Below are 24,816 nucleotides of genomic sequence, written 5' to 3'. Positions count from 1 at the left end.
CGGCCCGCTCAGGAATCCCCTCCCGGCACGCTTGTGCCACAACAGGGTTCGATTCGATGCGGGCCGAGTACACCTCGTCCGCGATACCTCATCCGAGCACGCAGTGCCCCGCACTCCCCGGGCGGGGCAGTCGCACCTGCACGGGGACGCCTCAATATCTCATGAGACATACGGATTCTGGAGAACAGGACTTTCGAGACCTTACAACAGGCTTCTGCTCGCACCCCGGTACATGAACGCTCCCGAAACCCGGTCGAGGGAGGTTGGCGCGGTGTAGTTTTCGCGCGTAATGAGGGAGCTCGACCAAGATGAGCTGATCGACCGGTGGACGCGCAGCCCAATCCCATACGCCAGTGTCGCCTACCGCTTCCCTGCTGCCCAAGTGCGACAACAGGCGGTCAACATGCAGACCCCCGCCGAAGGTGGGAGCCTAGGACGGGGGGCCTGCCGGAAGCGGCGCGGGATCGGTCAGCGGTGGAGCTGACCGATCCCGTCCCATCGCCACGTCGACCACCGCGGCGTTTGAACGGATGACGCACGCCCGCCTTCACCAGGTCTTGCCGGCCTGCTCCCGGATCGTGTGGTTGATCCGGTTGAAGAAGTTGGTGATTGCGATGTTCAGGATGATCGCGGACATCTGGTTCTCGTCGTAGTGGGTGGCAGCAGCGTCCCAGATCTCGTCGGTCACTCCCGCCGAGCCGTCCTGGATCCGGGTGGCGGCCTCGGCGAGCGCGAGCGCTGCACGCTCCTTCTCGGTGAAGAACGGGGTTTCGCGCCAAGCGACCACGCTGTGCAGTCGCTCCTCGGTCTCTCCAAGCTTCTTCGCCGACTGGACGCCAGCGAACACACACGGGCTGCAACCGTTGATCTGGCTGGCCCGCAGATGGACCAGCTCGAGCACGAGCGGGTCGACGCTACTGGCGTGAATCGCCTTTTGGAGATGCTCGATCCCTGTGAGCAAGTCGGGACTCGCCACAATCTTCATGCGTGTTTCCATGGGTCCTGCCCTTCGTTGGTTTACGTGCGCTAATGCACCCTTGGCCGAGATCGTCTGCGACAGCGCCTCATCAAGCGCTTGCAGGCATCAGCGACCACCAGGTCGCGGTGCTGCTTCGGCGTTGGACGGGATGGGGACGATCACTGGCGATCCTTCCGGGGCTTGCGGGGATGGAGGGATTCGCCGCGAGCGAGCATGTCGACATACTCGGCCAGCTTGCGGTCCCGAGTCGCCGGGCGCTTGACGGTGTTGAGCCGGTAGGCGATGGCGTAGCGGTTGGCGGCGTCCAACTGGTCGAAGGTGGAGGCCGCGGCGGGATTGGTTGCCAGCGCTTGAAGCAGGTCGGGCGGGGTCTGCATGTCGGCCTGCCCGCGGTAGGCCGCTTGCCACCGCCCTTGCGCCTTGGCCGCGTCGACGGCCGCGATCCCGGCTGGCTGCATCCGCCCGGCTTCGGTAAGGCGGGCGATGTGCTCGACGTTCCTGGCGGACCAGGGGCTGTTCGGCCGACGGGGCGTGAAGCGCTGGCGATAGCTGTCGTCGTCACGTCGTGCGATCTGCCCGTCGATCCAGCCGAAGCACAGCGCCTCGTCAAGCGCTTGCGCGTAGGTTAGGGCCGTCGCCTGACCGCCCTTCTTGTTCAGCACCAGCCACACGCCCGGATTGTCGGCGTGATGACTGTCCAACCAGGTGCGCCACGCCTCGGCGTCCTGGACGAGCAGCTCCGCGAGATCGGACACGGCGCGGCTACGGTGCGGCCGGGGAACGGGGACTCAGGCAAAAAGGTTGGCCGTTGCCTTCGACCATCCCGTAACTGTCGGCGCTGTAGGTGACCTCCCAGCCGAGCGCGGCCGCGTAGAACCGTGCCAGCCTCGCCGGGTCCGCGCTGTCGATGTTCAGCATCGACAGCGCCGCCGTCGACTCACGACGCCCGGACGAAGTATATGTATGACTCATACATGTAACCTAGAACGGTGACGCGAAAACAGTCAAGCCGCCAGCACGCAGCCAACACCCTGGGCGCGTTGAGCCTCATAGTCACCGACCGGATGAACTCGGCCATCGAAGCGGTCGCGGCGCTCGGCCCGTCGGCCCCCGCCGCACTGGCCGCCTTGCACGAGTTCCTCGATGGCGGATCGGTCACCCAGTTGAGTTCCGTGCTGGGCCTGACTCACTCGGGCACCGTCCGCCTCGTCGACCGTCTCGCCACCGAAGGTTTCGTCGAGCGCGTCGGAGCACAGGACGGACGGGCTGTCTCCCTTGTCCTGACCCAAACTGGCCGCCGCACGGCCGCACGGATACTTCAAACACGCGAGACGTCACTGACGAGCGCGTTATCGGCATTGTCCTCGGACGAGGTCGACAATCTTGCGGCAGCGCTGGACACAATGCTGACCACACTGGCCTTCCTCAGAGCCGAGGAACGTGCGACCGGCACCAACGACCGTTCACAACCTTGGATGTGTCGACTCTGCGACTTCGCCGCGTGCGGCCGGAGCGAAGGCGAATGCCCGGTCAACAACGCGGTTACGACCAGTGCTCACCGAGCGTAGTGATAGGGCGGTCGATTGTGGCGTGTGCGACCACCATCTGACTGCGTTCGACGGAACTCCCCGGGCCGAGGGCTCGATACGGGGGAAGGTGTCTGGACGCGGCAGTGGGCGGTTGGAGAAATTCGCTGGGAACCCGGACAGCCGCCAACCCGACTACGTGAGTTCGGGCGTCGAACGGTGGCGTGGCTGGGAGGAGAACGGCGGTGCAGGCACATCCGCAGGTCCGTGCGGACCGGGTGGCGACGGTGTCGGTGGCAGGGGTGTTGACCGCCGCCATGGGTTTTTCCATGCTGCAACTGTTCTTGGTGGGGGCGCTGGGTCCACGGATCGTGCCGGATCTCGGGTTGTCCGCGGCGATGTTGGGGTTCACGACGACGGTCGGGTTCGGGACTGCCGCGCTGCTGTCGCCACTGGCCGGGCGGGCGGTGGATGTGCTCGGCCCGCGGCGATGTCTGGTTGCCTTGTTGGGGCTGGTCGCGCTCGCATTGGGATTGATCGCTGCCGCGCCGGGGTACGTGGTGTTGCTGGTGGCGGTTGGATTGGGTGGGTTGCCGCAGGCATTGGCGAATCCGGCGACCAACAAGGCGATTTTGGCGGTTGTTCCGGCTGCGCAGCGAGCGGGAGTGACGGGCACGAAGCAGTCCGGCGTGCAATTGGGCGCGATCGCTGCGGGGCTGCCGTTGACGGCGTTGGCCGCTGTCGCTGGTTGGCGGGTGTCGGTGTTGGTGGCGGCCGGTTCGGCGGTGCTGGTCACGTTATGGGTGTGGTGGACCTTGCCGACCGATCCACCGCGGCATAAGCCGGAAATCGGCGCTGCCGCAATAGGTTCGACGAATGTCACATCGACCGGGCCGAGCGTGGTGCGTTGGCTTGCGGTGTACTCACTGTTCCTGGGTGCTGGCATGGCCTCGATCAATACCTATCTCGCGCTGTTCGGAGAGCGTCGGCTCGGGCTCAGCGCGGCCGCGGCCGGGACGCTCGTCGCCGTGCTCGGCGTGGCCGGGATCGCAGGACGGATCGGGTGGGCGCGGGTAGCGAGCAGGCCGCGCATGGCAGTGGTGTTGCCCGCGGGATTGGCGGTCGGGTCGGCGGGCGCCGCGGGGCTCATGGCCGCGGCACCGCTGGTGAACGGGTTGGTCTGGCTTGCGGTCGTCGCGGTGGGAACATTCGGGATGGCGGGTAATGCGGTGTCGATGGTGCTGGTGATCCAGCGGGCGGCACCCGGTCGGGCTGGGCGGGACTCGGCATTGGTATCGGCCGGGTTCTTTGCCGGGTTCGCTGTGGGGCCACCGCTTTTCGGCGCAGTGGTGCCTTCGATCGGTTACAGCGGCAGTTGGTTGCTGGTGGCCGCGGAGTTCGTGACCGCCGCGGGTGTCGCCGGGGCGTGGGCATTGCGGGACCGGGCATGAGCGAGCGAAACGCCGAGGTCACTGCGGAGCCGAACGGTTCCGAATCCACAGGTTTGGGCCTCGGGGACGTTCTGGAGCTTCTCCGCATCGGGGACTACCCAGGTGAGGTGCGGGAATGAGCGAGTGGGCCGAGGTGGCGTTGAATTCGGTATTGGACCGTGCCGAAAAGACACGCGCTGTCGTGGGTGAGCGGTTCCCGTTGTATGCCGAGCGCAGCAGCGGTGAGTGGGTGACGACCTCGCGCGGTTCTTGGACCGGCGGTTTCTGGGCGGGTCTGCTGTGGCTGCGGGCTCTGCTCAGCGGATCGGCCCACGACCGTTCGGCCGCCGCGCAGGTGACCGCTCGTCTGGCGGACTGGGTCGGCGCGGATACCGCAACCCGCGGATTGATCTTCTGGTACGGAACAGCTTTGGCGAGCAATGCCATGGGTGACGACACAGCTGCTGAGCTGGGCGCGCGAGCCGCGCAGACCTGTCTGAACGACTTCGATCACGAACTCGGCGTGCTGCCATGGGGTTCGGCCTTCGGCGGCCCGCGATTGCTGGCCCGCGTCGATAGCGTGGCGGGCATCGTGCCGCTGCTGGCCACGGCATCGGGTACGGCCAGAGCACCTCTGGACACCCACCTCACCCCATGGCGCACCGAACCGGCGTCCACCCCGGCACGGGACCAGACCAACGGCGATCGCGCCGCGCGCCCGAAGCCGCCGCTGGCCACCGCAACAGGTACGACCACGGCCAAAGCACATCTGAACACCCACCTCACCCCATGGCGCACCGAACCGGCGTCCACCCCGGCACGGGACCAGACCGACGGCGATCGCGCCGCGCGCCCGAAGCCGCCGCTGGCCACCGCAACAGGTACGGCCACGGCCAAAGCACATCTGGACACCCACCTCATCCGATGGCGCACCGAACCGGTGTTCACCCCGGCCTGGGCGTGGACCGACGGCGATTGGCATGCGTGCCCGCAGCCGAGGGCGGGCTGGAGCCGGGGACGGGCCTGGCTGCTGCTGGCGCTGGCGGATGCGAGCTGGCATATCGATACCGGCTACCTGGACACCGCCGCGGAGTTGATCGATGACACCGCACCGCTGATTCCGGCCGCCGAGATGACACCGCATGCGCCACCGGACACCTCCGCAGCCGCCATACAAGCCGTCGCGCTCCTCAAACTGGCTGCCGCACATCATGTTCCGGAGCGAGCGAAGCGCCTGAAAGACAGGGCGATCGAGATACTCGAACGGCTGACAACCCGGCATCTGAACCACTCCGGCATGCTGCTGGACGGCTGCTATGACCTGGATCCCAACCTGGCCACCGCGCACGAACTCATTTGGGGCGACTACTTTTTCGCACTCGCCCTGGCCATCCACACCGGTGTGGTCGCACCGTTCGACACCTGAACCCGGGTCAGCGCAGCACCCGCCGCGCCACCGCCTCGATATGCAGCTCATCGGGACCATCGAGGATGCGTGCCATCCGGCCGGTGCGCAGCAACCGAGGTAGTGCGGTATCAGGCCCCAGCCCGGCCGCGCCGTGCACCTGGATCGCGGCGTCGGCGACCTGCTGCAGTGTTCGGGCCGCCGCGACCTTCGCCAGACCGGCCTCCACCCGAGCATCGTGACCAGCGCTGATCAGCGCGGCCGCTTTGTGTACCAGCGGCCGGGTGCCGCGGATGGCGAGCAAGGATTCGAAGACATGCTGTTGCACCAGTTGCCGTTCGGCCAATGGCCCGCGCGACTGGGTGCGGCCGCGGGCCCGATCACACATCAGCGCATACGCGCGCTCCGCCTGTCCGAGCCAGCGCAAACACCGCAGCGTTCGGCCGAGTTGCAGCCGCTCCCCCGCAATGGCCAGTGCCCGCCCGAGGTCGCCGATCACGTGGTCACCGGGTACCCGGACCCGGTCCAGTTCGATCTCCCATTGCCCGCCGACGCCCAATACCGGTACCTCGCGCACGATTCGGAAGCCGCGCGTATCGGTCGGCACCAGCAGTAGGGTGAGCCCATCGCGACTGGGTGCCTCGCCATCGGTGCGGGCAAGCACGGTGATCACGTCGGCATCGGCGCCGCCGCTGACGAACCACTTTCGACCGGTCAGCGTCCACGAGCCATCCGGTTCGGCGGTCGCGCGGGTGGCGGTCATGGCAGGATCGGTGCCGGGAGTGTCGGGTTCGGTCATCGCGTAGGCGGCGCGCAACTCACCGGAGACCAGATGCTTCAGGTAGCTCTCGCGCACGTGGTGGCTGCCATGTCGTTGCAGCATCGACACATCCAGCAGCGATGCCGAGCCGAGGATCGCGGGCCCGTGATCGCTGGCGCCCTCCGCTTCGGCCAGGCATATGTAGTCGGCGAACGAAAGTCCTTGTCCGCCCCATTCGACCGGTAACGGCAACGCCCACAATCCCGCCGTCCGCGCCGCCGCCCGCAGCTCCGCGGATATGACGGCCGCCCTCGGCCCGCCCGCGTCGAGCACATCTTCCTGGGGCACCACTGCTTCCGCGACGAAAGCTGCCACGCGCGCCCGCAATTCCGCGATATCCACCTCCGGCCCGAGCGGTCTCGATGCGGCAGCGGCCGGAACGGCACTGTGAGATGTGAACGGCGTCATGACTTCTCCTCCACGCTGACCGGGAACCCAAGTGCCCGACGGTCCGACTGCTGTTGTCCGAGGGATTGGTCGGCGGGCAACCGCGCCGAGTTCCCACGGGCAGCACGACCGTTCAACAGGGAGAGCCATGACACCCGGCACCATGCGGACATCCGGCACCGACCAGCTAACGGCACCCCTGCGGGGCATGCGATTTCACACGGCGAGCCCACCCGGCCCGATCACCACGGCGACCGAACACCTGCGCTTGCTCGGCGCCGAACCGATCGACGGCGACGCCGACGCGCTGACCCTGACCGGCCCGGACGGCAGTGCGGTGCACGCCGCGGTGGCCTGGGGCGGATCCGGCGGTCAGGTGCACGATGAGGCGACCGCGCAGGCCGCGGCGGGACTGATGCTCGTGCACGGCCGACGCGACGGCACACCTCGCGGTCTGGCGGTGGACTACGTCTCGACTGCCACCGGAATCCTGACGGTGCAGGGACTTCTCGCCACCCTGATCGGTCGCGCCCGCGGCGGCACGCTGACCGGAGTGGATGTCGCGGTCGACAAGACGGCCTTGTTGACCGTCTCCCAGTATCTGGCGGCAGCGTGCGCCGACGATGACGAAGCGACCTCGCTGGCAACGGGCGGGCCGCCGTTCACTACTGCCGACGGCGTCCAATTCGAGGTAGAAGCCCTCGACGTCGGTGTGTGGGCCGATTTCTGGCGGGCGTTGGACGCACCGCAGGACGCATTGCGAAAGGGCTGGCGGCCCTTCCAATTCCGCTACGCAACCGCCTGCGCACCGATTCCCCGGGCACTGCACGACACCACCGCGCTGCGGAGCTGGGCGCAGGTGCGGGCCGCCGCCGAGGAGTCCGGCGCGGACGTGTGCCGACTGCGCACACTCACCGAGCGCGGCCAGGAGATGCGCGCCAATGGCGAGGACACCGTGCCATGGCAGTTCCGCCTGGGCAGCGAAAGGCACACTGCCGCTTCGGTTTCCGCACCGGCGACCGATCGCCCCCTCGCGGGTTTCACCGTGCTGGAGGCCGGGCGTCGGGTGCAGGCCCCGCTGGCGGCGCATCTGCTCGGGCTGCTCGGCGCGGACGTGGTGCGCATCGAGCCGCCGGGCGGCGACCCACTGCGCGGTATGCCGCCCACCTGCTCGGATATCTCCGCGCGCTGGTTGGCGCTGAACCGGGGCAAGGACGCGGTCGAGATCGACATCAAATCCGCCGAGGATCGGAAGCGGTTGTGCGAGTTGGCGGCCGGAGCGGATGTGTTCCTGCACAACTGGGCGCCCGGCAAGGCCGAGCAGCTCGGATTGGGCGCTGATGACCTGTGGGCGGCCAACCCCGGCCTGATCTACGCCTACACCAGCGGCTGGGCCGGGCGGCTCGCCGACGCCCCGATGGGCACCGACTTCATGGTGCAGGCCCGTACCGGGGTCGGCGAGGCCGCACGGCCCGCGGATGAAACACCGGTACCGTCGCTGATGACGCTGCTCGATGTGCTCGGCGGCATGTTGGGCACCGAGGCGATCCTGGCGGGTCTACTCGCCCGCGAGCAGACCGCGCGCGGTGTTCGGGTCGAATCCTCGCTGCTCGCGGCGGCGAATCTGCTCACCGCGCCCGCGCTGCGCCGGGCCGCCGGCGGACTGGACCCGCGCCGACCGGCCGGATTCCGCCGACCACTGGCCACCGCTGACGGGTGGGTCATCCCCACCGATGAGCACGCCGCGGCGGCCGTCGAGCACGCCGATCGAATCGGCGGTCTATCCACCACACAAGCCGTCGCCACCTTGCGCGACAGCGGAATCGAAGCCACCGCGGTGACCACCGATTTGGCCGATCTGCCCGGCGACCCGCGCTGCGCCGACGCATTGACCACCGACTCACTCGGCGCTGTCGCTGTTTCGTCTCCCTGGAGTTTCCGATGAGCCTTGTGCTACACGATCTGGTCCCGCATCGGCTCCGCCGTTCGTGGGCCGCCGACGGCGCCTGTCCCGACCTCGACCTGTATTCGCTGTTTCGTGCGCAGCGCTGCCTCGACCCACATCGCACCGCGCTGCTCGATGCCAAGGGCAAGGTCTGCTATACCCAACTTGACCGGCTGGTCCGTCGCCTGGCGGCGGGTCTGGCAGCCGCGGGCGTCGGCCCCGGAGACGTTGTCGGCGTTCAGCTTCCGACCTCCCGCGAAGCGGTCATCACCGACCTGGCTCTGGCGGCGCTCGGCGCGGTGGCGCTGCCGTTTCCGGCGGGCCGCGGCATGCGGGAGGCCGAATCGCTGCTGCGCCGCGCCGAGGCCGTTGCCGTACTGGCTGCCACCGATTTCCGCGGCCACGCCCACGCGGCGGATCTTGCCGAACTGCTCGGTGAATTACCGGACCTGCGTTTCGTCGCCGCCGTCGGCAAGGAACCCGTCCCGGACCGATGTATCTCCTTCGCCGAACTGCTGCGCACGGACGGCGAATTGTTCGTCCCGGCTCGGCCCGATCCCGATACCGCCGCACGGATCCTGGTCTCCTCCGGTTCGGAGTCGGAGCCGAAAATGATTGCCTACTCACACAATGCGCTTGCTGGCGGCCGCGGCAACTTCATGGCCGCGCTGCTCGAGGGCGAACCGCCGCGCTGCCTGTTCCTGGTCCCCCTCGCCTCGGCCTTCGGCAGCAGCGGCACCGCCGTCACCCTGGCCCGACACGGCGGCACCCTCATCCTGCTCGACCATTTCACCCCCGAGGCCGCACTGGCCGCGATCGAAAAACACCGGCCGACCCACGTTTTCGGCGTCCCGACGATGGTTCGAATGATGCTCGAACACAACGCATCCGGCACCGATACCGGCTCGCTGCAGGCACTCGTGCTCGGCGGTGCACCGCTGGACCGAGCCACCGCCGACGAAGCCGAAAACGCCTTCGGCTGCTCGGTCATCAACCTCTACGGCTCCGCCGACGGCGTGAACTGCCACACCGATATCGGCGAAACCGATACGGCCACTGCCGGTCCCGGCATTATTGTCGGACGCCCGAATCCGCGCGTCGCCGAAATACGCATCACGAATATCGATACCGGCGAAACCGCCCCCGCGGGTGCGACCGGCGAAATCGTGGCCCGCGGCCCGATGACCCCGCTGTGTTACGTCGGCGATCCCGCACTGGACGCCCGCTACCGCACCGACGACGGCTGGGTCCGCACCGGAGATCTCGGCGTCCTCGATGCCGACGGACGCCTGCACGTGGTCGGCAGGCTCAAGGAGATCGTGATCCGCGGCGGTGCGAATATCAGCCCGGCCGAGGTGGAGCAGCTGCTCGCCGGTCACCCCGACATCCGTGACGTCGCGTGCGTCGGTGTGCCGCATCCGAGATTGGGTGAACGGCTCGCCGCGTGCGTCGTGCCGCGGCCCGGTCGCACACCTGACCTGGACGGATTGTGCGCACACCTGAGCGCTCACGGTTTGGAGCGCGGGAAGCATCCCGAATCGCTACTGCTGCTCGATGCGCTACCCCTGACTCCGGCGGGTAAACCGGACCGGGCGGCCATGCGGGCGGCCGTGAGCTGAAATCGGCTGTGGGGCAGGCACTTCACGTGCCTGCCCCACAGTTCTCAGGAACCGGACATGACCTTCTTCAATGCGGCGGCCGCATCGCGGTAGACGGTCAGCAGTTCCTGGTCCTGGCCCGGATAGTTGATGATCGACACCTGCTCGGCGCCACTGTCGGGCAGCACGGTTCCACTGGACATGTGCGCGTTATCGAGCACGAACTCGGGCTTCTTCGCCGCGAGCGCGGACAGCTGTCCCGGTGTGACTGCCTCGGGCCCATAGGTGCCGACGATATCGGCGCCTGCCAACTGCGCCGCCCAGGTCGAAAAGACCTGCGCCACCACGGTCGGCTGCTTGCCGCCCGGCCATGCGGCCCGAATGTCCTTGCCCAGCCTGTCGTATTCGGCGGTGAACGTCGCCGTCCAGGCATCGGCGGCCGCCGCGGTGCCGAACTCGGTACCAAGGGACTTGACCTGCGCGGTCGCCTTATCGGCGGAGTTGTCGAGGTTGACCTCGATCAGCTTCGCCTTGGCACCGGCCGCCTCCTTGATCTTCGCCGCGAACGGTTCGAACGGCGCGTACAGCACGAAGTCCGCCTCGGCGACCGCGGTCAGATCCGACGGCTTGGGGTCGTAATCGGGTGCGTGGTGCACCGATGCGGGCACGATCACCGTGACATCCGCTGCGCCTGCGGCTTTCGCGAACGCGGCTTCCCAGGTGGTGGTGGCGACGATCTTGGGGTGCTGGTGTCCGTCGTGGTGGTCGTGATCGCCGTCGGTGCTGGAGCAGCCGCCGAGCAGCACACCGGCTGCCACGGCGAGGGCCAGCCCCGCGGTCAGTGCATGGAAACGTGCCATGAGTTGTATCTCCGTTCGGGGATCAGGTGGGCCGCGAGGGCGACTGCCCCCGCGGTGAGGACCAGGACCGGCCCGGGAGGCAGGTCGAAGGCGAGGGCGAGGAGGAAGCCGACGAGGTTGACCGTGACGCCGATACCGATGGCCCAGCAGATGATCGATATGAGCGAATGGCCGAGCCGCCGCGCGGCCAGCGCGGGCAGCAGCGTGAGCGCATCGACCAGCAGTGCACCGGTGAGCCGAATCGCCCCGGCCACCGCTACCGCGACCAATACCAGCAGCACCAGCGTCAGCCACCGCACCGGCACCCCCGATACCAGCGCCAACTCCCGATCGTGCAACAGCAGGGCCAGGTCGCGCCGCCGCCACCAGAACAGCGCGGGCACCGCAATCGCGAGTGCCGCAAGCACTATCACGTCCTGGGTGCGCACGGACAGGATCGAGCCCCACAGCAGCGAGAACGCCGATGACGCGTTCACCCCCGCCAGTGCGAGCACCAGCAACGCCGCCGCGATGGCCAGGCTCATCAGCAGACCCATTGCCCCGGACAGGCTTTCCGGTGTGCGGGCCAGCGGCGAGATCCCGGCTCCGGCGACCGCGCAGGCCACCAGCCCGCACAGCGCCGGATCGAGTCCGGTCAGCATCCCGATGGCAGCGCCGAGCAATGCGACGTGCATCATCGCGAACCGCACCGGAATGATGTCGAGCCCGACGATCACCACCCCGACGATCGGCAACCCGATCGACCCGAGCAGCAACGCCAGTCCGGCCCGCCGCACCGGGACCAGCCCGAGCAGATCGGCCACCGCCGCGGGGCCGTTCACGATGGCTCCCGTGTCTTGCGAACTCGCGCCGGGATGCGCACCGCAGCAACGAATCTCATTCGACCTCCCGCAACCGGCCCGCCGCCATCTCCAGCACCCGGTCACAGCGCCGCGCCAGCGCCCGATCGTGGGTGACCACAACGAGCGTGACCGGCAGTCCGGCCAATACCTCGGCCGCCTCGTCCTGTCCCGCGAAATCGAGTGCGGCCGTTGGCTCATCGGCCAGCACGACACCCGCGCCCGCCGCCACACAGCCCACCGCCCGCGACAGGTGGATGCGCTGCAACTGCCCACCCGACAGCGTGTCGAGCGGCCGGTCGACCAGCGCGCCGACGCCGAGCCGCGTTGCCATCGCCGCGGCCGCCGCCCGGTCCCCGCTGCTGGCCAGTAGTTCACCGGCGAGCAACGGAAACCGCCCAGCCGCCGGACGTTGCGGAATCCATGCGCAGACCCGGCGGCGCCACGCCTGCTCGGCAGTGCCGCCGCCGCTACGCCCGCCAACGGTGATCTCGCCGCGGACCGCGCGGTGCAGACCGAGCACCGCACGCAGCAGCGTCGTCTTGCCGGAACCGTTGGTGCCGGTCAGCGCGACTCGCTGTCCGGCGCGGACGTCGAGATCGACATCGCTGACGACCTCGATGCGACCGTGCCGGCACGACACCCCCGCCAACCGCAGCTCCAGTCCGCCCATCACACCACCTCCGCCATACCCGGCCCGATCCCAGTGATCGGGCGGCGCGCACCGAGCGGCAGTCGCACGGGTGCACCGTTCGGTTCCCTGGGCGTGGGCGTCTCCGCCGCCTGCAACAGCGCGACCAAGGTTTCGCGAGCCCGCGCGACCCGCGAGCGGATGGTGCCCGTCGGGCAGCCCACGGTCTGCGCTGCCTCGGCATAGGACAGACCGAGTACCTGGGTCAGGACGAATGCCTCCCGCCGTTCCGCGGGCAGGCCGCGCAGCAGATCGGCAATCGCCATTTCCTCTGGAAAATCCGGTCTTTCGTGCTCGCGGCGATGGTCCAGGTCCTGCTGCCATTCGGCCAGCTGTGCGTTCTTCGGTCGGGCCGCGGCACTGCGGAACCGATCGACGACCACCCGCCGCGCAATCGACAACAGCCAGGTCCGGGCGGTGGACCGACCCGCGAACCGCGGCAGGCTGCGCATGGCGCGCAGGAAGGTCTCCTGCGTGAGATCGTCGGCGGACTGCACATCGGTCAGGTGGGCGATGAAACGCCACACATCACGTTGCGTCGATCGGATGAACTCGGCCAGCGCCGCTCGATCTCCCGTGCCGGCCGCCAGCGCGAGCGCGGTCAGTTCTTCGTCGGACATGGACGGTTTCCAGACCGGCACGACTCACCCGGGCGCACCGCGGGAAATGTCATGGGGGACAACGAAATACCACTGCCGCGCGGCAGTGTTCTCAATAGTGAATGCATTTGTCGAACAATCTCGGTTCAGCGACGCCACAGCAATGCGGCGTTGAAAAGACCGGTCGCACACGGCCTATCGCCGCGCACCGACGAGTGCGCGTACCACCTTCGGCGACCGCTGGGCGGAAGCTCGCCGCACCTACCGTCCAGGACGGACGCACAAGCTACGACGGCGACGTCCGCCACTCGTGCACGCCGCACCGATAAAGTGCCGACCGGAATCGTCGGCCACCGGTCCCGCGCCACTGCACCGGAACCATTCCGGCTGCCCGTGACGGACTCTCAGACCACAACCACGCCGACCGGCGGTCCCCGCCGAGCCACCACATGACGCAGCACAGCACCGCGCACAGGCACGGCCGCGCGCTCGGAAACGACTGGAACACCGACCCCGGCTTCGTCCACCGTCGAGTGGATCAACACCAACAGCAGCGGTGCCAGAATCCGCGAATACAGCGCGCGCAACAGCGCGAACAAGGCCCGCTCGCCGCACCAGAGCCACACCGCACAAACCACAGCGGCCACCGCATGCCCGGCGATCATCGCCAGCGAACCTGCCTGCGCGAGGGAATCCGGCAGAGCCGAAACGTGCGATGCGCCATGACCGCCCGATACCACCGAGACACCGAACCACAGGTGCAGTGCCGCCTGCATTACCAGCAGGCCACCGCCGATCGCAATGATTCCCCGCTGCCGATCGGCCAGCGCCCACGCCACCGAACCCGTCGCGGCGAACGCCACGAGCAGCGTCGACAATGACAGCGCGTGCCCGGATGCCTCGGCGTGGCCGACAGCGGACAACAACACACCGATCGCCGCGAATATCGCCGCACGGATTGCCCGCAGGTGCGGCGATATCGGCAAGCGGTTCATAACAATGCCTATCCTCCCATCCGGCACGCGCGTGCGAGTCGGAAGGGTTTGATCAGCCGCGCTCGGTCATCTCTCGATCCATGCCCGGCGCGACCGAGCACGATCCGAGGTTTCGATCATTGCCTGCGCCGCATCACCGCGCCGCCACCGATCAGCAGACCGAGCGCGCCGAGCACGATGCCGATGACGCCGAGCCAGCGTGCGGTGTCATCGCTGGCGGACCCGCTGCTGGTCGACATCGCCGGAATGTCGCCGTGGTTCTCGGCCCCACCGGATTGTTTGGCCGCCAAAGCCAAAGTCGGAGCGGGGTATTCGGGCTCACCCTTACCGGTTTCGGGCTGATCCTCCCACTTGACGATCTCGCCGTCAGCGTAGGTCTGCACCGCTGGCATGGTGATTTTGTCCTTGTCGGGCAGCCCATTGGCGAGCACCGTGAACTGTCCGAATTGTCCCGGCCCGATCCCACCACCGGAGTCGGCGGTCCAGGTGACGGCGGTGACATCGCCGTCCTTGTGTGTCACCACTTTCCAGCCGGGCACCGCCTCGGTATCGACAGCGGTCACCCCCGGAATCCGCACCGCCAACTCGACGGTCGGGCTATTGGTCAGCGATTCGTTCGGCACCCGGAACACCAGCACTGCCGAACCGCCACGCGTCGCATCCGGCGCCGACACGGTGACATGAGCCGATGCGGGAGCCGCGGCGATCACCACGGCGGCGGCTGCGGCGACGACGGTCGAACCCGCACGTCCCAACCAGGATTTGTTCATCGTCGAGATCACTCCTTCGGGTAAAGGAATCGAACGCAACTGATGCTCAGCAGTGACGATAGCCGCGCGTTATCCCTTTACCAGGGATATCGGCTTATCCGGCGACCCAGCTGGTAGGTATCCCTCAGCCGATACTGAACGGCTCGCCCCACACGGTGACCCAGGTGACGACATTGGCGGTCTCCACCTCGACGCCCACAAAGGAGCGGGCCTGGGCATACCCGGCACATCCATTGAGGTCGATGGTTTCATCGGCCCAGGACACACCCCCGCTGGGGCCCTTGAACTCGTGCCGGATCCGGTGCACCTCCTGGCCGAAATCATCCGCCTGCTCGAGGTCGAGCAGAAAGAACGACTTCGCCTGGCCGGGACCCAATGTCAGATTGCCGCCGCTATTGGCGCCTGCACCCGGCTTGACGTGCTGCCCGTCACTCCAGTCGAGGGTGCCCGTCACTCCGCCATTGGCACCGCCACCGGCGATATTGACCTGGCAGCCGACAACGTAACCGGGGGCGATGCGACCGCCCCTGACCCCGGGCCCGGACAACTCGACCGACGCCGTCCCCGACACCCAGGCATTGCGGTGCAGCGGCGTCGCCCCCATCGACGGGTTGATATTCGCCGACTCACCGGACAGCGTGATATCGACGACGGTGCCATCCGACAGCGTCTTGGTCAGACGTGCACCGGGCAGCGGTACGAAGGTATCGGCATTCGCCGCGCCCGTGGCGCAGCATCCCAGACCGGCGACGGTTGCGATCCCCAGGCCGGCGAGTCGGGCAATGAGCTTGCGGTTGATCATCTTTGACTTCCTCGAAGAGTGAATTCGCCTGAGCGAGAAGAGATTCGACAAATCCGGGATCAGCCGATACTGAACGGAGCCCCATAGAGGGTGGTCTTCGAGTAGTGGTCGCCGATGATTTCCACAACCGTGTACGCACGCGCCTGTGCATAGCCCGCACAGCCCTGGATCTCGATCTCGGCGTCCTGATACTCCACCGAGTACGTGCCAGGCTTCGGAATGTCCTTGTAGTCGATCTGAACGAACTTCACCTCACCGGGCCCGAGATTCACCCCCACCGAACCGCCGAGTGATCCCCCACTCAGGTTGATTCCGCCGGACACTCCCGCCGAGATCGCATTGTCGGCAATGCTGACCTGGCACCCGACGAGGTAACCGGTGCTCAGCTGCGAAATACCGTGTGTCGATGAATTATTGGTGCCCGCAGCGCCCGAAGGGCCGTTATTGGGACCGACCACACCCTCCGGCGTGACAGCGACCTCGGCGATCGCATTACCCGACACCCACACCGTGCGCCCGGCACCATTGGCCGCCAACGAGGGCGACACGATCGCATGCTCGCCATTGCGGATGATGTTCACGCCCGGACCGGCCTTCTGCCCGTCCGGCAATGCGACGAACGCATCGGCATTCGCGGCGCCCGTCGACAGCAAACCAACGGCCACAACCGCGCCCGCCCCGGCAATCCCCAGACTCCGGCGCACGCCGAAGCCACAGACATCTCTCACTACTAACCCCTCAACAGGTGCGCCACTTACGATTCAGCGTTCGCGACACCCTCCGATCCCGGGCGTCGGCGCTGACCGATCGGTAGTCGCGCCCGAACGCCGAGAGTTCCCGCCCGGCGCGAATCTGTGGCACGGGTCACGACCCGGGTAGATGACCACCAGCGCGGGTCCATCACGCCTGGCCGCGATGCGCATCCGGCCCAGTCCCGGTGACCGAACAGCCGCTCCCCTCCCGTTCCGGCGAATCGGGAGCAGCGTGGTAGCCGGGGATGTGCTGAAGTTGTGAGGTGAGGCCGGTATCGTCCGGCACGATGCGCGGGCAGCTGGCTCAACGATCCGCGTGGAGGAGGATCACCGTGACCGACCGACCGCATACGGCAGCGACAGCAGAGACGCCAGGGACACCGTCGGGTGCGTCCGGCGCGCACAGCACGGCCGGGCTCGCGGTGGTGGTCGCTGCGCTGGGTGTGGTGTTCGGTGATATCGGCACCAGCCCGATCTACACCCTGCAGACGGTGTTCAACCCGAGCGACCCGCATCCCGTTCCGGTCAGCCGGGACAACATATTCGGTGTGGTGTCGCTGGTGTTCTGGTCGGTAATGATCATTGTCACCGTCACCTATGTGCTGCTGGCGATGCGCGCCGATAACGATGGCGAGGGCGGCATCATGGCGCTGATCACGCTGCTGCGGCGCTGGACCGCGCCGGGCGGCCGCCGCACCGCCATGGCACTGTCCGCGCTGGGCATCTTCGGCGCGTCGCTGTTCTTCGGCGACAGCATGATCACCCCGGCGATCTCGGTGCTGTCGGCGGTCGAGGGACTCAAGGTCGTACAACCCTCGCTGGAAGAGCTGATCGTGCCGATCACCGCGGTGATCATCGTGGCGTTGTTCCTGGTCCAGAAGCGCGGGACCGCGGCGGTCGGCCGGGTTTTCGGGCCCGTGATGATCGTCTGGTTCATCACGATCGGTGCATGCGGTGTCGCGGGCATCGGCAAACATCCGGAGATCCTGAAGGCACTGTCACCGACGTATGCGCTGAGCTTTCTGTTCGGCCATTTCGGCATCGCCTTCTTCGCGCTGGCCGCGATCGTGCTCGCGGTCACCGGCGCCGAGGCGCTCTACGCCGATATGGGGCACTTCGGCCGCCGAGCGATCACCCGCGCCTGGCTCGTTCTGGTATTCCCCGCGTGCGTACTCAGCTATATGGGCCAGGGTGCGCTGATCCTCGACGATCCCGCCAATCTCAGCGCCCCGTTCTTCCTGCTCGTGCCCGGGTGGGGGCGACTACCGATGGTGCTGCTGGCCACCGCGGCCACGGTCATCGCCTCCCAGGCGGTGATCACCGGCGCGTACTCGGTCGCCGCGCAGGCCGCTCAGCTCGGCTATCTGCCCAGGCTGCGCATCGCGCACACCTCGGAGTCCACCATCGGCCAGATCTACGTGCCATGGATCAACTGGCTGCTGATGGTTTCGGTGCTGACCTTGGTCTTCGCCTTCCGTTCCTCGGCGGCGCTGGCCTACGCATTCGGTATGGCGGTCACCGGCACCATCACCATCACCACGCTGCTGTTCTTCTATGTCGCCCGCGCGAAATGGCAGACACCGCTGTGGTTGATCGCGCTGGGCGCGATCCCATTGCTGGCGGTCGACCTGCTGTTCGTCACGGCCAATATCACCAAATTCGTGCACGGGGCTTGGCTGCCGCTGCTGATCGGCATCACCACATTCACCATCATGACCACCTGGCAACGCGGCCGCGAAATCGTCACCGCCGAGCGCGAACGGCGCGAGGGATCGCTCGGCGAGTTCGTCGACGAACTGCAGAGCGGAACTGCCTCGGCGATCACCGTCCCCGGCACCGCCATCTTCCTCAATCGCGGCAAACAAACCGCGCCACTGGCCATGCGGGCCAATGTCGAGCACAACCACGTCCGGCACCAGCAGATCGTGATCATCTCCATCAAGACCGAGCCGGTGCCGCGCGTTCCGGTGGACCAGCGCGTCGCCATCGACCACCTCGGCTACCGCGAGGACGGCATCATCTTCGTCACCGCCCGCTACGGCTATATGGAAACCCCCGACGTGCCCGCCGCACTGGCCCTACTCGACCCGGCGGAAACCGAAGGCCTACTGCAACTCGACGACGCCTCGTACTTCCTCTCGACCATCGAACTGCGCCGCGGCGACGCCCCGACCATGGCGGACTGGCGTAAGCGACTGTTCATTGCCACCAGCCACATCACCGCCGACGCTGCCGAATACTTCGGCCTCCCCCGCGACCGCACGGTCATCATGGGCTCACAGATCGAGGTGTAGCCGGTGCCGCGGCTCAGCCGCACAATCGACCACACGGTCGCACCGAGCAGCAGGGCGTTGCGCAGTGCCAGAACCAGCACGCCGGGCCAGCTTCCGGTGGCCACCCGGTCGTAGACGAACGGGAATTCGACCTGGCTCACCAGCGCGGTAATCAGCACCAGGACCACGACGGGCCGCTGTGTGGTGCGCGAGTCGAGCGCGCACACCGCGGCCACCGCCACCGCCCACACCAGGTACTGCGGGCTGAGCACCCGGCTGGTCGCCAAGGCGAGCAGCACCGCGGCCAAGGCCAGATCCGCTGCCGGAGGCCGCATGCGCCACCAGGCGACCAGCAGCACTGCGCCACCGATGACCGTGGCCGCCACGCAGCCCAGGGCCACGGCCGACACCCCCGGCCCCGACAGCTCCTCGGCCCCGTAGCGATGCACGATGCGCCAGCCGCCGGTCACCAGCCGAGCAATCAACAGCGGTGTGGCAGCGACAGATTCGATCTGTAACCCGCGCTTCGACTGGAACTGCAGGAATGACCACGCGCCCGGACCCAGCACCGTCAGTCCGACGCTCGCCAGCACACCGACACCGGCCGCCACCGCACTCATCCGCCACAGCGCTCGCCAGCGCAACCCCAGCACGACCACCAGCGGCCACACTTTCAGCAGCACGCCAGCGGCGGCGGCTGCACCCGCCGCCGCCGGTCGGCGCGACGCCCACAGCAGTGCGACGACCGCGGCCGCCGCCACGATCAGATCGAATCGGCCGTAACAGACCCGGCCCAGCAGTGCCACCCCGAGCGTCCAGACCCACGGCCCGCTCGCCCGGCCCGCGCGCGGCGCGGCCCGGATCAACAAGGCCAGCACGCCCGCGTCCGCCGCGGCGACCAGTGCGAAGAACCACCAGTTGTAGCCGTGCCCGCCACCGAGCAGCCAGGGCAGCACCAACAGCGCGCCCGCACCGGGCGGATACTGCCACCGCTCATCGTGCAGCGGGAAAATATTCTGGGACACAATGAGTTCGGCCCATTCGCGGTACAGCGTCAAGTCCGCGGCCGCGGCATCCCAAATACTATGCGGCAGCGCCGTCACCCCGGTGAACACCACCATCAGCAGCCGAGTGACACCCCACACCAACCACAACCTCGATACCGACGACAGCCCACGCACAACGCCGCAGCCTAACCATCGGGACCCTGATCAGCACGAGATGCAGGTGGGGGGCACCGCCGTCGATGGCGTCCGGGATCAGGGCGTGGTCGGCTCCGACGAATCCGACGGCCCGGCCGAATCATCTTCGCCGAGGCCGAATCTCGATCGGCGATGCGCGTCGCGCAGCTGGTGCTCCGCCTTGATCGACATCGGATGATCGGGTCCGAGGGCACGCAGGCAGCTGGCGTGGGTTGCCATGTACCAGTAGAGCGCTTCGTCGTGCTGCCCCGACGCCCAGCAGGCATCGGCGAGTACCAACTGCGCCCCGAGCGTGCGCGCATCCTCCGCACCGAACGCGTCGATACATTGACCCAGCTCCCACCGACGCTGGGCAATGTCCGGATGCGCCACCGGCGCGCGCTCCTGCGCCGCGGTTCGCACTCCCAGCCGGTGACCGAACCGCCACGCGATGACGCCGCCGACCCCGGCGACCGCATAGGCACGCCAGTAGCCGTTGTCGGAAAACCACGATCCGACCGCGAAGATCGTGCCGTACGCGGCCACCCCCGCCCCGATCCTGCTGCCCCAGAACCAGAACGCCGACCTGCGCATTGATCTCCTATCGACAGATAATCGGTGCGTACTACGCAGCTGTTCGTAGCCGAATGCCATCGCGATTGGTGCGCCCACCCCGATGTGGCCACTGCGGAATCCGCCGTAGTCCGCCGTCGGGGCCGCCCGATAGCGCGTGGCCCGGTGATGTCCACCAGCAGGTGGTCAACACGGTGACCTCGGGGCAGTGCGTCGCCGGAGTCGTCGCGGAGTTCGCGGGCCACTACCCGTGGCCGGGCCTGGCATTCGTGCCGATCCGTGATGCCGCGCCCGCCCGCTGGGCGCTGGTGTGGCGCAGCGCCGCGGAAACACCGCTGATCCGGGCATTCGCCGAAACAGTGTCCGATGTCGTCGGCGGCAACTGCTCGCTTTGCCTCATGAGCAGCAGGTCGGTCCGCAGCACGGCGCCGCCGTATCATCGACAGTCGGCTGCGGCGCCGGTTTGACGGCCTTGACGATCGCCGAATGCATGCCGTCGGCCACGGAATGGGTTGCGGTGATTTCGATTTCGGTGAAACCGGCCGCGGCCAGCCCGGCGCGGTATTCGGCGAACGAGAGCGCACCGGCGATGCAGCCGACATAGTCGCCGCGTTCGGCGCGCTGCTGTGCCGAGAGCGCATCGTCGGCGATGACGTCGGAGATCCCGATCCGCCCGCCGGGCACGAGCACGCGGGCCATCTCGGCGAATACCGCGGATTTATCCACCGACAGGTTGATAACGCAGTTGGAGATCACCACGTCGATGCTGTTGGCGGGCAACGGGATCGCCTCGATCGCGCCTTTCAGGAATTCGACGTTCGCCGCATCGGCCTTCGCGGCGTTCTCCCGCGCCAGGGCCAGCATCTCGTCGGTCATATCGACCCCGTACGCCTTACCGGTCGGACCGACGCGGCGCGCCGACAGCAGAACGTCGATGCCGCCGCCGGAACCCAGATCCAACACCCGCTCGCCCTCGCGGAGTTCGGCGACGGCGGTCGGATTGCCGCAGCCCAGCGACGCGGCGGTTGCGGCGATCGGGAGTTGGTCGCGGTCGGCGGCCCGGTAGAGGCTGGCGCCGAAATTGGCATCGACCTCGACCGAAGGGCTCCCGCAACAATCGTTGGCGACACCGCCTTCGGCAACCATATTCGCGGCCTCGGCATACCGCGCCCGGACGGTCTCACGAAGTTCGCTGTGCTGATCTGTCATGACACACCCCTAGTTTGTAGGTTCACCAGGCAGCGAGAAGATTCGTCTGCCTGGCTGTATTGATGAATGTCGATACAGCTTGCGCCCTGAATCGATGAATGTCAATATAGATGGGTGTCGAAACAGGATCTGCCGGCAACCGGCTCAACCAACACCTGCTGCGCCCCGACGTTGACCAGCTCGCTGGACCACGAGGCGGCGACGGAGCTGGCGGCGTCATTCAAGGCGCTGGCCGATCCGGTCCGGCTACGGCTGCTGTCGCTGATCGCCTCCCGCCCCGGCGAACAGGTCTGCGTCTGTGAGCTGACCCCCCAGTTCGACCTGTCCCAGCCCACCATCTCGCACCATCTCAAGGTGCTGCGCGAGGCCGGCCTCATCGACTGCGAGCGTCGCGGCACCTGGGTCTTCTACTGGGCGATACCGCAAGTACTGCACCGACTTTCGGCCGTCCTGAGCACCACGGGCGCCGAGCCCGTGACCGTATCCGAATGAGCACGCCCGCGCTGGCGCGACGTTTGCTCGCGGAGTTCGTCGGGACGGCACTACTGGTCTGTGTTGTCGTCGGTTCCGGGATCGCCGCCGCCCAGCTCTCGCCCGACGACATCGGACTGCAACTGCTGGAGAACTCGACCGCGACGGCATTCGGACTCGCGGTGCTGATCCTGATGTTCGGACCGGTCTCCGGCGCTCACTTCAACCCCACCGTCTCCGCCGCGCACTGGCTGCTCGGCCTGCGCCGCGGCACCGGGCTGACCGGCCGCGATGTCATCGCCTACACCGGCGCGCAGATCGGCGGTGCAATCGGCGGCGCGGTGCTGGCGAACGTCATGTTCGACCAGACCCCGGTCCAGATCGCCACCCACCACCGCGTCAGCGGCGGACATCTGGTCGGCGAAATCATTGCTACCGCAGGACTTATCGCGGTCATCTTCACCCTGGCCCGCACCGGCCGCGCGACGCTGTCGGCGGCCGCGGTCGCGGCCTGGATCGGCGCGGCCTACTGGTTCACCAGCTCCACGTCATTCGCCAATCCGGCGGTCACGATCGGGCGCGCCTGCTCCGATACGTTCGCCGGAATCGCGCCCGCCTCCGTCCCGGGATTCATCGCCGCCCAAATCGTCGGCGCACTCGCCGGACTCGCTCTGGTTCGCGTCCTCTACCCCAGCGCCACTGTCGAATCGGCAGCGGATGTCATCGCTCCCGCCTCCTGAAAGATCCGATCCACCGATGGCTGCCAAGCCCAGTGTCCTGTTCGTCTGCGTCCACAATGCCGGACGCTCCCAGATGGCCCAGGGTTTCCTCACCCATCTCGCCGGCCGCGCCATCGACGTGCGCTCCGCCGGAACCGCGCCCGCCGACGCCATAAATCCCCTTGCCGTCGAGGCGATGGCCGAACTCGGCATCGATATCACCGGGCAGACACCCAAGATCCTCACCCCCGACACCGTGGAAACCTCCACCGTCGTCATCACCATGGGGTGCGGCGACACCTGTCCTTATTTTCCCGGCGTCAGCTACCGCGACTGGAAACTCGACGACCCCGCGGGCCAAGACCTGGACACCGTCCGGGCCATCCGCGACCAGATCGAACAACGCGTGCGCGACCTGCTGAGTGAACTCGGCATCCAGAGCTGACGCCTGGCGCATCACCGACCATATTCGCGGACCACGGTCGGACTTCACGGACGAAACCGGGCGCGCCGAGCCGGATTCACCTGCCGAGCGAGTGCTAGAACACGTTCTAGACAGTTTTGATGTTTTGTCTTACGCTCGGTTCATGACGACAGAGTTGTCTCACCGACCGCAGTTCGAATTGAGATCCGCGGAGACCTGGCGGAATCCGTGGCAGATGTATGCCGAGCTGCGGGCACACGATCCCGTGCATCACGTTGTGCCCCAGGATGATCCGGCGAGCGACTACTATGTGCTGTCCCGCTATGCGGATGTGCACGCGGCGGCGCGCGACGTCACGACGTTCTCCTCGGCGCACGGGCTGACCGTCGACTACCGCGATCTCGGCGAAATCGGCCTGCCGGAGCCGCGGCCGTTCGTCTTCACCGATCCGCCGGATCACACCACCTTTCGCAAGCAGGTCATGAAGGGCTTCACGCCACGCCAGGTGCGTTCGGTCGAACCGCAGGTGCGCGCATTCGTGGTCGAGCGACTGGAGCGGCTGCGGGCGGCGGGCGAGGGCGATATCGTCGTCGAACTGTTCAAACCACTGCCGAGCATGGTGGTCGCGCACTATCTCGGTGTGCCGGAACCGGATCGGCCGAAATTCGACGAGTGGACCGATCTCATCATGACCGCCTCCGCGGGCGGCAGTCCGCTCGATGCCCAAGGGGCCATCGGTGAATTGATGCAGTACTTCACCCAGCTGATCGAACGCCGCCGCGCCGAACCCGCCGACGATACGATCTCGCATCTGGTCGCCTCCGGCCTCGGCGCGGACGGCGACTACGCGGGCATCATCTCGATTCTCGGCTTCGCCTTCACCATGATCACCGGCGGAAACGACACCACCACCGGCAATCTCGGCGGTGCGGTGCAACTGCTCACCGAGCGCCCGGATCAGCGACGGCTGCTGATCGAGAATCCGGCGCTCATCCCGGACGCGGTCGAGGAATTCCTCCGGCTCACCTCGCCGGTGCAGGGGTTGGCGCGCACCCTGGTGCGCGATACCGAGCTGCACGGCACGACCATTCCGGCCGGACGCCGCGCACTGCTGCTGTATGCCTCCGCGAACCGCGACGAGCGCGAATTCGGCCCCAACGCAGGCGAACTCGACGTACTTCGACACCCGAAGCAGATCCTGACCTTCAGCCACGGCAACCATCACTGCCTCGGCGCCGCCGCCGCACGCATGGTCGCATGCGTGGCGCTCGAGGAATTGCTCTCGCGCTGTCCGGATTTCGTCGTCGATATCGACCGAGTCCGCTATGCGCCCGGCAGCTATGTGCGCTGGCCGGACCGTGTGCCGTTCCGGGTGTCGCCATGAATGCGGCATTCGGACCGCGCGCCGTTCGGGGCGACGCCATGAAGGCAGCACCCGAACCACACACCACTCCAGGCAACGCCATAAACACAGCACCCGAACCACACACCACTCCAGGCAACGCCATAAACACAGCACCCGAACCACACACCACTCCAGGCAACGCCATAAACACAGCACCCGAACC

Annotated in this window: 24 protein-coding genes and 1 pseudogene; 10 read left to right on the top strand and 15 right to left on the bottom strand. The window is 67.4% G+C overall.

Translation table 11 applies throughout. The features are described from left to right. Positions 1–547: 547 nt before the first annotated feature. From ACWEO2_RS24865 to ACWEO2_RS24855, 3 genes are all read right to left on the bottom strand, one after another. The gene (locus ACWEO2_RS24865; RefSeq protein WP_452407500.1) at positions 548–985 is read right to left on the bottom strand and encodes a carboxymuconolactone decarboxylase family protein; all 438 of its coding nucleotides are present in this window, start codon (positions 983–985) and stop codon (positions 548–550) included. Positions 986–1,137: 152 nt separating this feature from the next. Beyond that, positions 1,138–1,734: a YdeI/OmpD-associated family protein gene (locus ACWEO2_RS24860; protein ID WP_452407499.1), complete on the bottom strand. Its 597-nt coding sequence runs from the start codon at positions 1,732–1,734 to the stop codon at positions 1,138–1,140. Positions 1,735–1,741: 7 nt separating this feature from the next. Beyond that, positions 1,742–1,951, bottom strand: a complete 210-nt coding sequence (locus ACWEO2_RS24855; protein ID WP_452407498.1) for a VOC family protein — start codon at positions 1,949–1,951, stop codon at positions 1,742–1,744. Between the two features lie 68 nt (positions 1,952–2,019). Between ACWEO2_RS24855 and ACWEO2_RS24850 the strand changes: the two genes are divergently transcribed. From ACWEO2_RS24850 to ACWEO2_RS24840, 3 genes are all read left to right on the top strand, one after another. Then, positions 2,020–2,547, top strand: a complete 528-nt coding sequence (locus tag ACWEO2_RS24850) for a MarR family winged helix-turn-helix transcriptional regulator (RefSeq protein ID WP_452407497.1) — start codon at positions 2,020–2,022, stop codon at positions 2,545–2,547. Between the two features lie 203 nt (positions 2,548–2,750). Further along, entirely contained in the window at positions 2,751–3,956 is a 1,206-nt protein-coding gene (locus tag ACWEO2_RS24845; protein WP_452407496.1) for an MFS transporter, read from the top strand. Positions 3,957–4,071: 115 nt separating this feature from the next. Beyond that, positions 4,072–5,361: a hypothetical protein gene (locus ACWEO2_RS24840; RefSeq protein WP_452407495.1), complete on the top strand. Its 1,290-nt coding sequence runs from the start codon at positions 4,072–4,074 to the stop codon at positions 5,359–5,361. A 7-nt stretch (positions 5,362–5,368) separates the two neighbouring features. Here the strand turns inward: ACWEO2_RS24840 and ACWEO2_RS24835 are convergent, their stop codons facing one another. Then, a complete protein-coding gene (locus tag ACWEO2_RS24835) occupies positions 5,369–6,568 on the bottom strand; it encodes an acyl-CoA dehydrogenase family protein (protein WP_452407494.1) in 1,200 nt (399 codons plus the stop codon). Positions 6,569–6,695: 127 nt separating this feature from the next. Here ACWEO2_RS24835 and ACWEO2_RS24830 point away from each other — a divergent pair, with 127 nt between their 5' ends. Together ACWEO2_RS24830 and ACWEO2_RS24825 are read left to right on the top strand one after the other, a co-directional pair. Then, positions 6,696–8,492, top strand: a complete 1,797-nt coding sequence (locus tag ACWEO2_RS24830; protein WP_452407493.1) for a CoA transferase — start codon at positions 6,696–6,698, stop codon at positions 8,490–8,492. Beyond that, on the top strand, positions 8,489–10,111 hold the full coding sequence (locus ACWEO2_RS24825; RefSeq protein ID WP_452407492.1) for a class I adenylate-forming enzyme family protein: 1,623 nt from the start codon (positions 8,489–8,491) through the stop codon (positions 10,109–10,111). Before ACWEO2_RS24830 ends, ACWEO2_RS24825 begins: the two co-directional genes overlap by 4 nt. Positions 10,112–10,155: 44 nt before the next feature. Here ACWEO2_RS24825 and ACWEO2_RS24820 read toward each other — a convergent pair whose 3' ends face one another. From ACWEO2_RS24820 to ACWEO2_RS24785, 8 genes are all read right to left on the bottom strand, one after another. Further along, a complete protein-coding gene (locus ACWEO2_RS24820; RefSeq protein WP_452407491.1) occupies positions 10,156–10,950 on the bottom strand; it encodes a metal ABC transporter solute-binding protein, Zn/Mn family in 795 nt (264 codons plus the stop codon). Beyond that, positions 10,929–11,771, bottom strand: coding sequence for a metal ABC transporter permease (locus tag ACWEO2_RS24815; protein ID WP_452407490.1), 843 nt, complete (start codon positions 11,769–11,771; stop codon positions 10,929–10,931). The genes ACWEO2_RS24820 and ACWEO2_RS24815 overlap by 22 nt, the downstream gene beginning before the upstream one ends. Before the next feature lie 55 nt (positions 11,772–11,826). Continuing rightward, the gene (locus ACWEO2_RS24810; protein WP_452407489.1) at positions 11,827–12,462 is read right to left on the bottom strand and encodes an ATP-binding cassette domain-containing protein; all 636 of its coding nucleotides are present in this window, start codon (positions 12,460–12,462) and stop codon (positions 11,827–11,829) included. Beyond that, the gene (locus ACWEO2_RS24805) at positions 12,462–13,100 is read right to left on the bottom strand and encodes a sigma-70 family RNA polymerase sigma factor (RefSeq protein ID WP_452407488.1); all 639 of its coding nucleotides are present in this window, start codon (positions 13,098–13,100) and stop codon (positions 12,462–12,464) included. The genes ACWEO2_RS24810 and ACWEO2_RS24805 overlap by 1 nt, the downstream gene beginning before the upstream one ends. A 383-nt stretch (positions 13,101–13,483) precedes the next feature. Further along, positions 13,484–14,074, bottom strand: coding sequence for a hypothetical protein (locus tag ACWEO2_RS24800; RefSeq protein ID WP_452407487.1), 591 nt, complete (start codon positions 14,072–14,074; stop codon positions 13,484–13,486). Positions 14,075–14,190: 116 nt separating this feature from the next. Beyond that, complete coding sequence (locus ACWEO2_RS24795; protein ID WP_452407486.1) at positions 14,191–14,844, bottom strand: YcnI family copper-binding membrane protein; 654 nt, start codon at positions 14,842–14,844, stop codon at positions 14,191–14,193. A 124-nt stretch (positions 14,845–14,968) separates the two neighbouring features. After that, positions 14,969–15,646, bottom strand: a complete 678-nt coding sequence (locus ACWEO2_RS24790) for an MspA family porin (RefSeq protein WP_452407485.1) — start codon at positions 15,644–15,646, stop codon at positions 14,969–14,971. Between the two features lie 59 nt (positions 15,647–15,705). Beyond that, positions 15,706–16,374, bottom strand: a complete 669-nt coding sequence (locus ACWEO2_RS24785; RefSeq protein ID WP_452407484.1) for an MspA family porin — start codon at positions 16,372–16,374, stop codon at positions 15,706–15,708. Positions 16,375–16,730: 356 nt separating this feature from the next. Between ACWEO2_RS24785 and ACWEO2_RS24780 the strand changes: the two genes are divergently transcribed. Continuing rightward, entirely contained in the window at positions 16,731–18,692 is a 1,962-nt protein-coding gene (locus tag ACWEO2_RS24780) for a potassium transporter Kup (RefSeq protein WP_452407483.1), read from the top strand. Positions 18,693–18,943: 251 nt separating this feature from the next. Here the strand turns inward: ACWEO2_RS24780 and ACWEO2_RS24775 are convergent. From ACWEO2_RS24775 to arsM, 3 genes and pseudogenes are all read right to left on the bottom strand, one after another. Continuing rightward, positions 18,944–19,792 (bottom strand): annotated as a pseudogene (locus tag ACWEO2_RS24775) (glycosyltransferase 87 family protein); the annotation flags it as partial. A gap of 138 nt (positions 19,793–19,930) precedes the next feature. Next, entirely contained in the window at positions 19,931–20,446 is a 516-nt protein-coding gene (locus ACWEO2_RS24770; protein ID WP_452407482.1) for a tetratricopeptide repeat protein, read from the bottom strand. Positions 20,447–20,821: 375 nt separating this feature from the next. Continuing rightward, positions 20,822–21,634, bottom strand: a complete 813-nt coding sequence (gene arsM / locus ACWEO2_RS24765) for an arsenite methyltransferase (protein ID WP_452407481.1) — start codon at positions 21,632–21,634, stop codon at positions 20,822–20,824. A gap of 114 nt (positions 21,635–21,748) precedes the next feature. Between arsM and ACWEO2_RS24760 the strand changes: the two genes are divergently transcribed. The 4 genes from ACWEO2_RS24760 to ACWEO2_RS24745 all read left to right on the top strand — a co-directional run bounded on the left by ACWEO2_RS24760 (position 21,749) and on the right by ACWEO2_RS24745 (position 24,632). Further along, positions 21,749–22,126: an ArsR/SmtB family transcription factor gene (locus tag ACWEO2_RS24760; RefSeq protein ID WP_452407480.1), complete on the top strand. Its 378-nt coding sequence runs from the start codon at positions 21,749–21,751 to the stop codon at positions 22,124–22,126. Continuing rightward, positions 22,123–22,845, top strand: coding sequence for an aquaporin (locus ACWEO2_RS24755; protein WP_452407479.1), 723 nt, complete (start codon positions 22,123–22,125; stop codon positions 22,843–22,845). The genes ACWEO2_RS24760 and ACWEO2_RS24755 overlap by 4 nt, the downstream gene beginning before the upstream one ends. Before the next feature lie 16 nt (positions 22,846–22,861). Continuing rightward, on the top strand, positions 22,862–23,269 hold the full coding sequence (locus ACWEO2_RS24750) for an arsenate reductase ArsC (protein ID WP_452407478.1): 408 nt from the start codon (positions 22,862–22,864) through the stop codon (positions 23,267–23,269). A gap of 142 nt (positions 23,270–23,411) precedes the next feature. Next, positions 23,412–24,632 carry a cytochrome P450 gene (locus ACWEO2_RS24745; RefSeq protein ID WP_452407477.1) on the top strand — a complete coding sequence of 407 codons (1,221 nt, stop codon included), beginning with the start codon at positions 23,412–23,414 and terminating at the stop codon, positions 24,630–24,632. The last annotated feature ends 184 nt before the right edge of the window (positions 24,633–24,816 follow it).

The sequence above is a fragment of the Nocardia sp. NPDC004278 genome (assembly GCF_053602975.1).
The sequence above is the reverse complement of the archived record's forward strand: the minus strand, read 5'-3'. Positions and strand labels throughout refer to the sequence as shown.

What these genes read in the sequence shown, in the direction of transcription:
- ACWEO2_RS24865 (WP_452407500.1), bottom strand. Translation starts at nt 985, where the DNA reads ATGAAGATTGTGGCGAGTCCCGACTTGCTCACAGGGATCGAGCATCTC.
- ACWEO2_RS24855 (WP_452407498.1), bottom strand. Translation starts at nt 1,951, where the DNA reads ATGAGTCATACATATACTTCGTCCGGGCGTCGTGAGTCGACGGCGGCG.
- ACWEO2_RS24840 (WP_452407495.1), top strand. Translation starts at nt 4,072, where the DNA reads ATGAGCGAGTGGGCCGAGGTGGCGTTGAATTCGGTATTGGACCGTGCC.
- ACWEO2_RS24835 (WP_452407494.1), bottom strand. Translation starts at nt 6,568, where the DNA reads ATGACGCCGTTCACATCTCACAGTGCCGTTCCGGCCGCTGCCGCATCG.
- ACWEO2_RS24830 (WP_452407493.1), top strand. Translation starts at nt 6,696, where the DNA reads ATGACACCCGGCACCATGCGGACATCCGGCACCGACCAGCTAACGGCA.
- ACWEO2_RS24825 (WP_452407492.1), top strand. Translation starts at nt 8,489, where the DNA reads ATGAGCCTTGTGCTACACGATCTGGTCCCGCATCGGCTCCGCCGTTCG.
- ACWEO2_RS24820 (WP_452407491.1), bottom strand. Translation starts at nt 10,950, where the DNA reads ATGGCACGTTTCCATGCACTGACCGCGGGGCTGGCCCTCGCCGTGGCA.
- ACWEO2_RS24810 (WP_452407489.1), bottom strand. Translation starts at nt 12,462, where the DNA reads ATGGGCGGACTGGAGCTGCGGTTGGCGGGGGTGTCGTGCCGGCACGGT.
- ACWEO2_RS24805 (WP_452407488.1), bottom strand. Translation starts at nt 13,100, where the DNA reads ATGTCCGACGAAGAACTGACCGCGCTCGCGCTGGCGGCCGGCACGGGA.
- ACWEO2_RS24800 (WP_452407487.1), bottom strand. Translation starts at nt 14,074, where the DNA reads ATGAACCGCTTGCCGATATCGCCGCACCTGCGGGCAATCCGTGCGGCG.
- ACWEO2_RS24795 (WP_452407486.1), bottom strand. Translation starts at nt 14,844, where the DNA reads ATGAACAAATCCTGGTTGGGACGTGCGGGTTCGACCGTCGTCGCCGCA.
- ACWEO2_RS24790 (WP_452407485.1), bottom strand. Translation starts at nt 15,646, where the DNA reads ATGATCAACCGCAAGCTCATTGCCCGACTCGCCGGCCTGGGGATCGCA.
- ACWEO2_RS24770 (WP_452407482.1), bottom strand. Translation starts at nt 20,446, where the DNA reads ATGCGCAGGTCGGCGTTCTGGTTCTGGGGCAGCAGGATCGGGGCGGGG.
- arsM (WP_452407481.1), bottom strand. Translation starts at nt 21,634, where the DNA reads ATGACAGATCAGCACAGCGAACTTCGTGAGACCGTCCGGGCGCGGTAT.
- ACWEO2_RS24755 (WP_452407479.1), top strand. Translation starts at nt 22,123, where the DNA reads ATGAGCACGCCCGCGCTGGCGCGACGTTTGCTCGCGGAGTTCGTCGGG.
- ACWEO2_RS24750 (WP_452407478.1), top strand. Translation starts at nt 22,862, where the DNA reads ATGGCTGCCAAGCCCAGTGTCCTGTTCGTCTGCGTCCACAATGCCGGA.
- ACWEO2_RS24745 (WP_452407477.1), top strand. Translation starts at nt 23,412, where the DNA reads ATGACGACAGAGTTGTCTCACCGACCGCAGTTCGAATTGAGATCCGCG.